Annotated in this window: 10 protein-coding genes; 6 read left to right on the top strand and 4 right to left on the bottom strand. The window is 72.2% G+C overall.

The genetic code is table 11. The features are described from left to right. Window positions 1-290 precede the first annotated feature (290 nt). From BU52_RS13525 to BU52_RS13510, 4 genes are all read left to right on the top strand, one after another. Entirely contained in the window at window positions 291-3,596 is a 3,306-nt protein-coding gene (locus BU52_RS13525; protein WP_037933191.1) for a sensor histidine kinase, read from the top strand. Between the two features lie 10 nt (window positions 3,597-3,606). Next, on the top strand, window positions 3,607-4,020 hold the full coding sequence (locus BU52_RS13520; protein ID WP_004983065.1) for a roadblock/LC7 domain-containing protein: 414 nt from the start codon (window positions 3,607-3,609) through the stop codon (window positions 4,018-4,020). Between the two features lie 94 nt (window positions 4,021-4,114). Next, window positions 4,115-4,687 (top strand): DUF742 domain-containing protein, encoded by a 573-nt coding sequence (locus BU52_RS13515; protein WP_037933188.1) that lies wholly within the window; start codon window positions 4,115-4,117, stop codon window positions 4,685-4,687. After that, the gene (locus BU52_RS13510; RefSeq protein ID WP_009314218.1) at window positions 4,668-5,249 is read left to right on the top strand and encodes a GTP-binding protein; all 582 of its coding nucleotides are present in this window, start codon (window positions 4,668-4,670) and stop codon (window positions 5,247-5,249) included. The genes BU52_RS13515 and BU52_RS13510 overlap by 20 nt, the downstream gene beginning before the upstream one ends. Before the next feature lie 174 nt (window positions 5,250-5,423). On the opposite strand, the gene BU52_RS13505 is transcribed toward BU52_RS13510, so the two are convergent. The 3 genes from BU52_RS13505 to BU52_RS13495 form a co-directional block, all read right to left on the bottom strand. Beyond that, on the bottom strand, window positions 5,424-5,618 hold the full coding sequence (locus BU52_RS13505; protein ID WP_037933186.1) for an acyl-CoA carboxylase subunit epsilon: 195 nt from the start codon (window positions 5,616-5,618) through the stop codon (window positions 5,424-5,426). Between the two features lie 35 nt (window positions 5,619-5,653). Then, window positions 5,654-7,237 (bottom strand): acyl-CoA carboxylase subunit beta, encoded by a 1,584-nt coding sequence (locus BU52_RS13500; RefSeq protein WP_037933184.1) that lies wholly within the window; start codon window positions 7,235-7,237, stop codon window positions 5,654-5,656. Between the two features lie 545 nt (window positions 7,238-7,782). After that, complete coding sequence (locus BU52_RS13495; RefSeq protein ID WP_037933476.1) at window positions 7,783-8,661, bottom strand: SDR family NAD(P)-dependent oxidoreductase; 879 nt, start codon at window positions 8,659-8,661, stop codon at window positions 7,783-7,785. Between the two features lie 309 nt (window positions 8,662-8,970). Here BU52_RS13495 and hpnR point away from each other — a divergent pair, with 309 nt between their 5' ends. Further along, window positions 8,971-10,470, top strand: coding sequence for a hopanoid C-3 methylase HpnR (gene hpnR, locus BU52_RS13490; RefSeq protein ID WP_037933181.1), 1,500 nt, complete (start codon window positions 8,971-8,973; stop codon window positions 10,468-10,470). A gap of 25 nt (window positions 10,471-10,495) precedes the next feature. After that, entirely contained in the window at window positions 10,496-11,374 is an 879-nt protein-coding gene (locus tag BU52_RS13485; protein ID WP_051858166.1) for a DMT family transporter, read from the top strand. A 158-nt stretch (window positions 11,375-11,532) separates the two neighbouring features. Here BU52_RS13485 and BU52_RS13480 read toward each other — a convergent pair whose 3' ends face one another. Next, window positions 11,533-12,858 carry a glycosyltransferase gene (locus tag BU52_RS13480; RefSeq protein ID WP_078903227.1) on the bottom strand — a complete coding sequence of 442 codons (1,326 nt, stop codon included), beginning with the start codon at window positions 12,856-12,858 and terminating at the stop codon, window positions 11,533-11,535.

Genomic DNA, 12,858 nt, shown 5'->3' with positions numbered 1-12,858 from the left:
AACGTTTCGGCAGAGGAATCGGGTGAGGCCGACACGCGACGCGTTCACGCGGTATCGCTGTGCGCACGAACAGCTTTCCTTTTGCTGGAGCTCGCTCTGTATGACCGTTTTATCCAGGACTTACCTCACTCGGATTCCCCGCCTTCCCATGTTTGGAAGAGCGCTGGTCGGCATGCTGGAATGCCTGAACTGCCCATGGGTCAAAGACGTACTCAGTAGTCGATGGCATGCCGGGCTCTGAGACACTGCGGCACGACGAAGGTGCCGACCGCCGAGAGGTTGTTGGTCGAGTGAGGCGAAGCAAGAACAGTCCCGAGCCGTCGGCCCGGGGCAACTTCACGCCGCCGCCGCGCACAGCGGCGCCCGTCCCTGTGCCCGGGCCCGAGTCCACGACCGCGCCCGTCCCCAGCGGCGGTCGCATGTCCCCGCGCAACTGGCGCGTGGCGACCAGGCTGAACGCGATCCTGCTCATACCCGTGCTGGTCGGCCTCGTCATGGGCGGCTTCCAGGTGAAGAGCTCGATCGACACCTGGAACGAGGCCGAGGACGCGGAGAACACCGCGCGTCTGGTGCGCGCCTCCCTCACCTACGCCAACGCCCTCTACAACGAGCGCGACGTGACCGCGGTCCCGCTGCTGCAGGGCAAGGGCCAGGACGACCCGGACGTCTCCAAGGCACGCGCCGCCACCGACAAGGCCGCCGACGCCTTCGACGAGGCCGCGCAGGACATGCCGTCCAAGCCCGGGCTGGAGCGTCGGCTGCGGGTGTTCCGCGAGGGCGAGCCGAAGCTGGCCGACCTGCGTGCCGCCGCGTACACCTCCAAGCTCAAGGGCGTGCAGACGGAGGAGGGCTACGTCGAGGTCGCCCACCCCCTGATGGAGTTCGCCAACGAACTCGGTCTCGGCACCGGCAACATCACCAGCTACGGACGTACGGTCTACGCGGTCTCGCTGACCAAGGCGGCGCTGTCCCTCGAGCGTTCCATCGGCATGCACCTGCTGGTGAAGCCGGGCCCGACCGACAGCCAGCTCGCCAGCCAGCGGGTGGCCCTGTCCTCGTACGCCTACCTCGAGGGCATCGCCATCGAGGAGTACAAGGGCGGCGGCACCGAGGCCGACCAGGCCAAGCTGGAGCAGACCGCGCAGAGGATCCAGGCCGAGGGCGCGGCCATGGCCAAGGCGGCCAAGGAGCAGGACCCCGACTACGTCCCGCCGCCCGCCAAGCCGGAGACGATGATCTCCGAGCTCGGCCGCCTCCCCTCCACGGACCCCTCCGCGCGTGCGGAACTCGCCGGGAAGGGCATCACCCCCACCAACTGGTGGGCCGTGAACACCCTCAAGTTCGACGGCTACCGCGAGATCGAATCGGATCTGGCCGACGCCGCGGTGAACGAGGCCGCCCAGATCGCCGACGACGCCCAGCGCGACGCCTTCATCACCGGCGCCGCCGTCGTGGTCGCCCTGCTCGCCGCGTTCATCCTGGCCGGCATGGTGGCCCGCCAGATGAGCCGCTCCATGCGCCAGCTGCGCAACGCCGCCTTCGGCATCGCCGAGCAGCGCCTGCCGATGCTGGTCGACCAGCTCTCCCGGACCGACCCCGGCCGGGTCGACACCAAGGTCGCGCCGATCCCGATCTCCTCCACGGACGAGATCGGCGAGGTCGCCCGCGCCTTCGACCAGGTCCACCGCGAGGCCGTCCGGCTCGCCGCCGAGCAGGCCCTGCTGCGGGGCAACATCAACGCGATCTTCACCAACCTCTCGCGCCGCAACCAGTCGCTGATCGAGGGCCAGCTGACCCTGATCACCGACCTGGAGAACAACGAGGCGGACCCGGACCAGCTGGAGAACCTCTTCCGCCTGGACCACCTGGCCACCCGTATGCGCCGCAACGGCGAGAACCTCCTGGTCCTCGCCGGCGAGGAGCCCGGCCGCCGCTGGGACCAGCCGGTGCCGCTGGTCGACGTGCTGCGCGCCGCCTCCTCCGAGGTGGAACAGTACGAGCGCATCGAGCTGTCCGGCGTCCCCGAGGCCGAGATCCACGGCCGCGCGGTGACCGACCTCGTGCACCTGCTCGCCGAGCTCCTGGAGAACGCCACGACGTTCTCCTCCCCGCAGACCAAGGTCCGCGTCACCGCGACCCGTCTCCCCGACGGCCGCATCATGATCGAGATCCACGACAAGGGCATCGGCCTGACCGCCGAGGACTTCGCGGACATCAACCACAAGCTGGCCAACCCGCCGACCGTGGACGCCGCGATCTCACAGCGCATGGGTCTGTTCGTGGTCGGCCGGCTGTCCGACCGGCACGGCATCCGGGTCCAGCTGCGCCCCTCGGGCGAGCAGGCCGGCACCACCTCGCTGGTCATGCTGCCGGACGCGATCACCCACGGCGGTGGCGGCGAGCAGCCGACGCAGCGCGACGAGTTCACGGTCTCGCAGATCATCCCGGAACAGAACTTCCAGGGTGAGAGCTTCCACCACCAGCCGCTGCGCACCGCCGCGGAGCTGGGCTTCGACGACAGCCGCTACTCGGAGGTCCCGGACGACATCCGGGACCTGGACCCCGTCGGCCGTTCCCTGATGCGCGAGGAGCGCCGGGCGGCCCTGGATGCCCAGTCGCACCCCGAGCCGGCCGCGAACGGCCAGGAGTCCCCCGAGGCGTCCGGCTACCAGGACGAGTTCGGCGCCCCACAGGGCTACGACAACGGCCAGGGCTACGACGGCAACGGCCAGGGCGGCTATGCCGACGGCCAGGGCTACGACGGCGGCTACCAGGAGCAGCAGCGGACCGCCGGGTACGACCAGCAGGCGTACGACGACGGGCAGCAGACGGCCTACGACGATCAGCAGCAGCCGGCGTACGGCGAGGGCTACTACGCGCAGAACGGGCACCTGCCGCAGAACGACTCCTTCTCGTCCAACGGCGCCTACCCGGACGCCTCCTACGCGGAGCCGGCCCAGGACGGCCACGCGGCGGCGGGTCCCTCCTCCCCCGACGCCTTCCCGGCCTTCTCCGAGCGGCGCCGGGAGGACGACTGGCCGCAGCAGGACGGCTACCACAACGGCTACCCGGCCCAGTACCCTGCTCAGACCCCGGACGCGGAATCCACGCAGGCCGCTGACGTACCCGAGCAGGACAGCGTAGGCTTCGACCGTCCGGGGGCGGGTGCCTCCGAGGGCCACGACCTGACCGACGCCGGACTTCCCCGTCGCGGATCCACCGCGAGCGGTGCGAACGGGACGGGCGGCGCACGGCGCGTGGACCAGGAGCCGCCGGCCCCCGCCCCGCAGGGTGACGGCGACGGCGACTGGCGCTCGGCCAACGACGAGCGCTGGCAGCAGGCCTCGGCGCTGCGGAAGCCCAAGGCGGGCGGAGTGACCTCCTCCGGTCTGCCGCGACGGGTCCCCAAGGCCAACCTGGTCCAGGGAGCCGCCGAGAACACCCCCCAGGGAGGCCCCCAGGTCTCCCGCGCCCCGGAGGACGTCCGGGGCAGGCTGAGCAACCTGCGTCGCGGTGTCCAACGAGGCCGCAGCGCGGGCAGTGAAACGAACGGCCAGGGCTTCGGTCCTGACAGCACCTACAACCAGGAGCGTTAGTGTGAGCCCGATGAGCCAGGCGGCACAGAACCTGAACTGGTTGATCACCAACTTCGTGGACAACACCCCGGGGGTGTCCCACACGGTGGTGGTCTCCGCCGACGGACTCCTTCTGGCGATGTCCGAAGGCTTTCCCCGTGACCGCGCCGACCAGCTCGCGGCCGTCGCCTCCGGTCTGACGTCTCTGACGGCAGGCGCCTCCCGGATCTTCGAGGGCGGCAGCGTGAACCAGACGGTTGTGGAGATGGAGCGGGGATTCCTGTTCATCATGTCCATTTCCGACGGTTCGTCGCTTGCCGTACTCGCACATCCGGAAGCGGACATCGGCCTCATCGGGTACGAGATGGCCCTTCTGGTCGACCGGGCAGGTACGGTCCTGACGCCGGACCTTCGCGCGGAGCTCCAGGGGAGCCTTCTCAACTGAAGGACGGACGGTGCGGTTTGGCGCCCCGGCACCGTAAGGTTTCGGGACGCGGCTCCACAGTGATGGGTGCCAGGCACAGTCGGAGGAGGAGAAAGTGGCAACACCCCCAGGCGGTTCGTCGTCGGGCAACTGGTCGTACGGTCCCGCACAGGGCCAGAACGACGGTGCCCAGAGCGGGTACGGCTACCCCTCCGCCCCCGACCACCGGCAGCCGTACGCGCCGCAGGGCCCCGGCCCCTCGCCGTACGACCAGCCGCACGCCCCGCGCATCCAGCCGGTGCAGCCGCAGCGCCGAGCACCCGAACCGTCGCCCGCCGGGGCGTCGAACAATCCCCTGGTGCGCCCGTACGCGATGACGGGCGGCCGCACCAGGCCGCGCTACCAGCTCGCCATCGAGGCGCTGGTGCACACCACCGCGCAGCCGCACCAGATGCAGGGCCAGTTGCCCGAGCATCAGCGGATCTGCAACCTCTGCCGGGAAATCAAGTCGGTGGCCGAGATCTCGGCCCTGCTGACCATCCCTCTCGGCGTGGCCAGGATCCTCGTCGCCGACTTGGCGGAGGCGGGACTGGTCGCCATTCATCAGCCCGGCGGCGACGAGAACGCCGGCGGCCAGCCAGACGTGACACTGCTCGAAAGGGTGCTCAGTGGACTTCGCAAGCTCTAGCGGCGGTCCTTCCCGCTCCACCACCTCGGCGAAGATCGTGGTGGCGGGTGGCTTCGGCGTGGGCAAGACCACGTTCGTCGGGGCCGTTTCGGAGATCAACCCGCTGCGCACGGAGGCCGTCATGACGTCTGCTTCGGCAGGCATCGACGACCTCACCCACACCGGGGACAAGACCACCACCACGGTGGCCATGGACTTCGGCCGCATCACCCTGGACCAGGACCTGATCCTGTACCTGTTCGGTACGCCCGGTCAGGACCGCTTCTGGTTCATGTGGGACGACCTGGTGCGCGGCGCCATCGGCGCGATCGTCCTGGTGGACACGCGCCGGCTGGCGGACTGCTTCCCCGCGGTGGACTACTTCGAGAACAGCGGGCTGCCGTTCGTGATCGCGCTGAACGGCTTCGACGGCCAGCAGCCGTACAACCCGGACGAGGTCCGGGAGGCCCTGCAGATCGGCCCCGACACCCCGATCATCACGACGGACGCCCGGCACCGTGCCGACGCGAAGTCCGCGCTGATCACGCTCGTCGAACACGCCCTCATGGCGCGTCTTCGCTAGCGGCACCTCGTCGCGCCGCGCCATGCGAGCCCCCTGCGGCCATCGGGCTGCCGGGGGCTGTCGCATGCCCAGTGCGGGGAGGTTCGTGGCCGGTCGCGCAGTTCCCCGCGCCCAGGGTTTCCCACCGGAGAACGAAGAAGGGCCCCTCCTTGATGGAGGGGCCCTTTCCTGAGGTCAGCGCCAGCTGTGGGGGGCCCGGAAGCCGTTCTCGCGCTCCAGGCGGCGCCAGCCGGCCCGGGCGCGGCCGCGGTGGGCCGGACCCGTGGCCGGCGGCGGGGTCGCCGCTCGGGCCAGGAGGATCGCCGTGATCGCGGCGACCTCCTCCGGCTCGGCATGGCCCTTCTCGACACGGATGTCAGGTGTGCTCATGGCTCTCAGTCTCCCTGGGGAAGATGTCCGCCGGGTTACTGCGGCGGGTTGCCGTGCTTGCGGGACGGCAGATCGGCGTGCTTGGACTGCAGCATCGCCAGCGAACGGATCAGCACCTCGCGGGTCTCGGCGGGGTCGATGACGTCGTCGACCAGACCGCGCTCGGCGGCGTAGTAGGGGTGCATCAGCTCGGACTTGTACTCCTTGACCATGCGGGCGCGCATGGCCTCGGGGTCCTCGGCGTCGGCGATCTGGCGGCGGAAGATGACGTTGGCGGCGCCTTCGGCGCCCATCACGGCGATCTCGTTCGTCGGCCAGGCGTAGGTGAGGTCGGCGCCGATGGACTGGGAGTCCATGACGATGTACGCGCCGCCGTAGGCCTTGCGCAGGATCAGCGAGATCCGCGGCACGGTGGCGTTGCAGTAGGCGTACAGCAGCTTCGCGCCGTGGCGGATGATGCCGCCGTGCTCCTGGTCGACGCCCGGGAGGAAGCCGGGGACGTCCAGGAAGGTGAGGATCGGGATGTTGAAGGCGTCACACATCTGCACGAAGCGGGCGGCCTTCTCGGACGCCTCGATGTCCAGCACGCCGGCCAGCGACTGCGGCTGGTTGGCGACGATGCCGACGACCTGACCGTCCATCCGGGCCAGCGCGCAGATGATGTTGCGTGCCCAGCGCTCGTGGACCTCCAGGTACTCGCCGTCGTCGACGATCTCCTCGATCACCTTCGCCATGTCGTACGGCCGGTTGCCGTCGGCCGGCACCAGGTCGAGCAGGGCCTCGCCGCGCCGGTCCGCGGCGTCGGAGCACTCCACGCGGGGCGGGTTCTCGCGGTTGTTCTGCGGGAGGAGGGACAGCAGGTAGCGCACCTCGTGGATGCAGGTCTCCTCGTCGTCGTAGGCGAAGTGGCACACGCCGGAGGTCTCGGCGTGCACGTCCGCGCCGCCGAGCCCGTTCTGCGTGATCTCCTCGCCCGTGACGGCCTTGACCACGTCGGGGCCGGTGATGAACATCTGCGAGGTGTCGCGGACCATGAACACGAAGTCGGTGAGGGCGGGGCTGTAGGCCGCGCCGCCCGCGCACGGGCCGAGCATCACGCTGATCTGCGGGATGACGCCGGACGCCTTGGTGTTGCGCTGGAAGATGCCGCCGTACCCGGCGAGGGCGGAGACACCCTCCTGGATGCGGGCGCCCGCGCCGTCGTTCAGCGACACCAGGGGCGCCCCGGCCGCGATGGCCATGTCCATGATCTTGTGGATCTTCGTGGCGTGGGCCTCGCCCAGCGCACCGCCGAAGATCCGGAAGTCATGGGCGTAGACGAAGACCGTGCGGCCCTCGACCGTGCCCCAGCCGGTGATGACACCGTCGGTGTGAGGCTTCTTCTCCTCCAGACCGAAGCCGGTGGCCCGGTGCCGGCGCAACTGCTCGACCTCACGGAAGGAACCGGCGTCCAGCAGCAGTTCGATACGTTCCCGCGCGGTCAGCTTGCCCTTGGCGTGCTGCGCCGCGGTCGCCTTCTCACTCGGGCCGGCCAGTGCCCGGGCACGGATCTCGTGCAGTTCGGCCACGCGCCCGCGCGCGTCGGTCGGCTCACCCGGCGCCTCATCCAAAACGGTCATGTAGTGACCTTACGAAGCGCACCGGGGATTGCGAGCCGTCGACACCTCACAGTCTCCGGGGCATTTTCCTGGTACCACTGAACAGAACCATGCGGGCAGGAGGGCGTTCTGACTGCTCAGAGGGCTTTTCCCTTGTAGAGGTCGCACAAAGAGGCCGGGTGAGAGCCACCTCACATTCATGCGGGGCGCATGCCTCCCCCGGGGTGACGCGCAGCCGCAGCCGGGGGGCGGTGGCCAGGATTGCCATGGAGTCCGGGGCCTTCGGCACCGCCCGGACCGGACGGTCCCAGACGATCTCCGCCGGTTGACCCGTTCGGGTCGGCCCGCTCGGGCAGAGGGTAGCGGTACGGCCCGGAACCCGGAACGTCCGGCCATGTCCCGGCGCTCCCACCGGATCGGCCCGGACCATTCGGGTGCGTGTCGCGGGCCCGGCCCGGGCGGGCGCACGCTGCGGCCGGTACGCGGCGGACGGGCACGCGGCGGGCACCCTGGGCGGCGCGCGGACGGTTGCCGTCGGGCGCGGCTCCCGGGGCGGGTCCGCGGGGTCAGCCGAAGCGGTTGAGGAGGGTGCGGTAGACGTTCGGGGCGAGGGCGCGCACCCGGGCGGGGAGGGTCAGCCAGCCGGGGACGTAGGTGTCGTCGCGGGCCTGGGAGACGGCGTCCCAGACTGCGGCCGCGACTCGGCCGGGCGAGGTGGGGCGGGGGTGTGCGCGGTGGTACGGCCTGCCGCGGCGGGCGAAGAAGCCCGTCTCGACGGGGCCGGGCACGACGAGGGTCACCCCCACCCCCGTACCGCGCAGTTCCTGCCGGAGCGCCTCCGCGAACGCGGCGAGTCCCGCCTTGGCGGCGGAGTACACCGCCTCCTCCCGTACGCCCACACAGCCGGCCACCGAGCCGACGAGCACCACCCGGCCCCCGCCGGCCGCGACCATGGCGGGGAGCACCTCGCGCACGAGGTGCAGGGTGGCGTTGAGGTCCAGGAACAGCACCCGGTCGATGTCGGTGTGCGGCATGCTCAGGAACGGCCCGGCCCAGCCGATCCCGGCCCCGGCGACCAGCACGTCGATCCGGTCGCTCTTGCGCAGGGCGGCCTGTGCCAGCAGCCTCGCCCCGTCCGGGGCGGCGAGGTCGGCGGGCAGGAGGACCGCCGAGGTGCCGGCCGCCGTCTCCTCGAGCCGGCGCCGGTCCCGCCCGCTGAGCAGCAGGTGCCAGCCCCCGGCGGAGAAGCGCCGCGCGATGGCCGCTCCGATGCCGGAGGACGCGCCGGTGACGAGGGCGACGCGGCGGTCCGTGCGCGGTGGCCCGTGTCCGCGCGCCGACGCCGGTGCGGAAGCGGCGGGGGCGGAAGCGGCGGTGGAGGCGGCGGCACCGCGGGCGGGGCCCGCCGGAGGGTCGTAGGTGGAGCCGGAGCCGGTGGTGGTCACGAGACGGTCTCCCATGCGCTGTCGCTGCGGGTCCTCGTCATCCAGGACACCCCCGGTCCGTCGCACCCCGCCAGTGCTGGAGCCCGTTCGCCCGGCCGGGCCCGCCCGGCCCGGCCCCTGCCGCTTCCCCGGTCAGCGGGCGGTGGCCGGGCGCCGTGCGGGGCGGGTGCGCCGCGCCGCAGGACCACTCCTGCGTGCCAGGGATGCGCCCAGGCGGGCGAATGGGACGTACGGGTCCGGTTCAGCCGGGTTACGAAGGGGACACCCTTCCGTACCCGGTCCGTCCGGCCCCTCGTGACGAGGTCACCCATGCGTCTGCTGCTCGTCCATCCCAGCGCCCTGATGTACTCCGAGATCTTCCTCCGGCTCGAACCCCTGGGCCTCGAGCGGGTGGCGGGTGCCGCCCGCGCGGCCGGGCACGAGGTCCGCGTCGTCGACCTCCAGGTGACGGGCGTCAGGCGGCTGCGCGACGAGGTGCGGTCCTTTCGTCCGCAGGCGCTGGGCATCTCCCTGAACTACCTGGCGAACATCCCGGAGGCGATCGCGCTCGCCGCGCGGGTGAAGCAGGAGGTGCCGGGCTGCTTCGTGTTCTTCGGCGGGCACAGCGTCTCCTTCGTCGCCGAGGAGGTCGTCGCGCAGGCGGAGGGCGCCGTCGACGCCGTGGTCCGCGGGGAGGGGGAGACGGCCGTCGGACCGCTGCTGGAGGCGGTGCGCGACGGCGGTGTGGACGGCGTGCCGGGCGTCGTCACGGCCTCCGGACGCGGCCCCGCGCCGCTGATGCTGCACAGTATCGACACCCCGCTCCCGGCCCGTGACCTGATGCGCAACCGGCGCCGCTACTTCATCGGCGAACTCGACCCGTGCGCCTCGATCGAGTTCACCCGCGGCTGCCCCTGGGACTGCTCGTTCTGCTCCGCGTGGACGTTCTACGGCCGCAGCTACCGCAAGGCAACGCCCGAGGGGGCGGCGGAGGACCTGGCGAGGATCCGTGAGCCGAACGTGTTCATCGTGGACGACGTGGCCTTCATCCGGCCGGAGCACGGCAACGCCATCGCCGCCGAGGTGGAGCGGCGCGGCATCCGCAAGCAGTACTACCTGGAGACCCGTTCCGACGTCCTGCTGCGCCACCCCGAGGTGTTCGAGCGGTGGGCGCGGCTGGGGCTGCGCTACATGTTCCTCGGCATGGAGGCGATCGACGCCGAGGGGCTCGACCTGTACCGCAAGCGGGTCAGTCCGGACGAGAACCTGAAGGCCCTGGAGACGGCCCGCCGGCTCGGCATCAAGGTCGCCATCAACCTGATCGTGGACCCGGCCTGGGACGAGGAACGCTTCCGGGTGGTGCGGGAGTTCGCGCTGGCCGTGCCGGAGATCGTGCACTTCACCGTGATGACGCCGTACCCCGGCACGGAGATCTGGCACACCGAGTCGCGCCGGCTCACCACCCGCGACTACCGCCTCTTCGACATCCAGCACGCGGTGGTGCCCACGACGCTGCCGCTGGAACGCTTCTACGAGGAGCTGGTGCGCACCCAGGCGGTCATCAACCGCAAGCACCTGGGGGTGCGCACGGCGTTCGGCGCGGCGCGCGTGCTCGCCCGCAACCTCGCGCACGGGCAGACGAATTTCGCCCGCATGCTGTGGAAGTTCAACCAGGTGTACAACCCGCGCCGGCAACTGGCCGACCACGCGCGCCCGGTCCGCTACGAGCTGCCGCTCCCGCAGCGCCTCGACGTCGGCGACCGGCGGAAACTGTACGTGCACACGCGGGGCGGGACCCAGGGCGCGCCGGCGCGCCGGGCACCGGACTAGGCCGCGGCCGGGGGCTGTCGCCGCCGTGGGGATCGCCGTCCTCTCCTCGCTCGCCGCCGGGATGTGCTTCGCCGTCGCCGGGGTGATGCAGCAGTGGGTGGCGTCGGCACGGCCGGACACGGAGGCGCTCAGGGCACGGCTGCTGGGGCGTCTGGCGCGGGATCCGCTGTGGCTGGGCGGGATCGGGCTCGCCGTGGTGGCGTACGGGTTCCAGTCGCTGGCGCTGGCGTTCGGTCCGCTGAGCCTGGTGCAGCCGCTGATCGTCGCCGAACTGATCTTCGCCGTCCCGCTGTCGGCACGGGTGCACCGGCTGCGGCTGGGCCGACGGGAGTGGTCGGGCACGCTCGCGGTGGCGGCGGGTCTGGCGCTGGCGCTGGTCTCCGCCCGCCCGCACGGCGGCGACCCGCGGGCGGCCGGGCTGTCGGCGTGGCTGGTGACCGTCGGCGCGATCGCGGCCGTGGTCTGCGGTGCCCTCGCGGCGGCCCGCGTGGCGACGGGTCCCCGGCGGGCCTCGGCGACGGCGCTCGCCGCCGGGGCGGTCATGGGCACCCAGTCCGTGCTGCTGGCCGCGACGGTGGAGCGGCTCCGGCACGGGCCCTTCACGGCCCTGACCGCCTGGCAGACCTACGCGCTCGTCGCGGCCAGCGCGGGCGGTCTGCTGCTCATCCAGAGCGCGTTCCAGCAGGGCCCGCTGGCCGCGAGCATGCCCGTCCTCGACGCGACGGAACCGGTGGTCGCGGTGACCGTGGGCGTGTTCCTCCTCGACGAGTCGATCCGGACGGGTCTGCCGGTCTCGGTGGTCACCGTGGCGGGGCTTGCGCTGGTGGCGGCGGGGATCGCGGCCCTGGACACGTCGCCGGTGATCGCGGCGGCCCACGGACGGCACCGGACCGGCGACGGGTGACGGACGGTCACGGGGCGTGGGTGACGGGCCGGCGCGGGGCCCACGGGCGCGCCGACGGAGTCACGTGCCCCGTGACCGGGGGTGCGGGCGCGGGCCGGGGTGCGTGCGGGCGGGAAAAGGGAGCAGGGCGCACGTTCCGGGCGCGGGTCCGGGGTGGATCACGGCGCACGCTCCGGGCGCGTGGAGGTGCGGGAGCCGGGGTGGCGAGGGGCGGGGGCCGGGGGTGTCCAGACCGGAAGGAGGTCCTCCTCGAGTACGCGGTCCCAGGTGGGGTGGGTGGTCCTGGACGTCACCGCGGCACGTCGCCGTACCGCCTCCCGTGCGGCGGGGTGCTCGACCAGGGGGCGCAGGGCGTCCGCCCAGGCCGACGGGTCGTCGGCAGGGACGACGATGCCGTCCCTGCCGGGGGCGGCCAGCCAGCGGGTGGTGTGCGCGCCCTCGGGCAGGACGACCGCCAGTCCGCTCGCCATCGCCTCGGCGACGACGTTGCCGCTGGTCTCCGTGCGGGACGGAAAGGCGAAGATGTCGCAGCCCGCGTACACCCGCGCCAGCCGGTCCTGCGGCAGCGGCCCGAGCAGGGTGACGTCCGGGCCGAGGGTACGGCGCACGGCGTTCTCCTCCGCACCCGTCCCCGCCGTGACCAGGTGTGCGGCGCCGCCGCGTGCGCGCAGCAGCCGGAGGCTCTCGGTCAGCAGGGGCACGCCCTTGGTGGCGTCCAGCCGGCCGGCGAACAGCACCAGCGGGCGGTCGGCCGGCACGCCGTACTCGCGCACCAGACGGGCACGTGCGGCGGGGTCGGGCCGGAAGAGGGCGTGGTCGATGCCGCGCCGCAGCAGGACGACCCGGTCGGGGCCGAGGGCGCGGCCGAGTTCCGCGCGCCCTTCCGGGGTGGGGACCAGCACGCGTTCGCAGTGGTCCAGGAGGCGGTCGCGGCGCCGGCGCAGCCGGTTCTCCACCCGGTCCGCGAACAGGTCGTCCACGGCCGGATGGGTTCCGGGCAGCCACCGCCGGGCGAGGTAGCGGGCGTAGACGGAGGACAGCAACGGCACGTCGGTGTGCACCGAGGCGATCAGCCGTGGCCGGGCGGCGGACCGGCGGGCGGCTCGGCGGTCGAGCCGTACGGCCGTGGCGGCGAACGCGAAACTGTGGGTGAGGTGCCAGACGTCGTGGCGCGGCAGCAGGACCGCGAGGCGCGGGTGCCAGGGCGCGAGGTCGCAGACGTCCTCGGCGCCCTCGGCCGACCGCATCGCCGCCGAGCTGAGCACCGGCCGGAGCATGACGAGGCGGACGTGCGGCGCCAGGTGCTCGACCCGCTCCCGCTCGCCGAGGAAGTAGACGGTGAGGTCGAGCGGTGTGCCTCCGGGGCAGGTGGGAACGCGTTCAGGGAGGTGGGTCGCACTCTGCGCGAAGTGCTCCCAGCACTTCACCTGGCCGCCGGACGTGTCGCGCCGCAGCAGCTCCACCAGGACCGCCACCGAAGGCAC

It is taken from the genome of Streptomyces toyocaensis, from assembly GCF_000725125.1.
Lineage (GTDB): Bacteria > Actinomycetota > Actinomycetes > Streptomycetales > Streptomycetaceae > Streptomyces > Streptomyces toyocaensis.
The sequence above is the reverse complement of the archived record's forward strand: the minus strand, read 5'-3'. Positions and strand labels throughout refer to the sequence as shown.

Coding starts and splice junctions, on each gene's coding strand:
- BU52_RS13500 (WP_037933184.1), bottom strand. CDS start 7,237: ATGACCGTTTTGGATGAGGCGCCGGGTGAGCCGACCGACGCGCGCGGG.
- BU52_RS13520 (WP_004983065.1), top strand. CDS start 3,607: ATGAGCCAGGCGGCACAGAACCTGAACTGGTTGATCACCAACTTCGTG.
- hpnR (WP_037933181.1), top strand. CDS start 8,971: ATGCGTCTGCTGCTCGTCCATCCCAGCGCCCTGATGTACTCCGAGATC.
- BU52_RS13505 (WP_037933186.1), bottom strand. CDS start 5,618: ATGAGCACACCTGACATCCGTGTCGAGAAGGGCCATGCCGAGCCGGAG.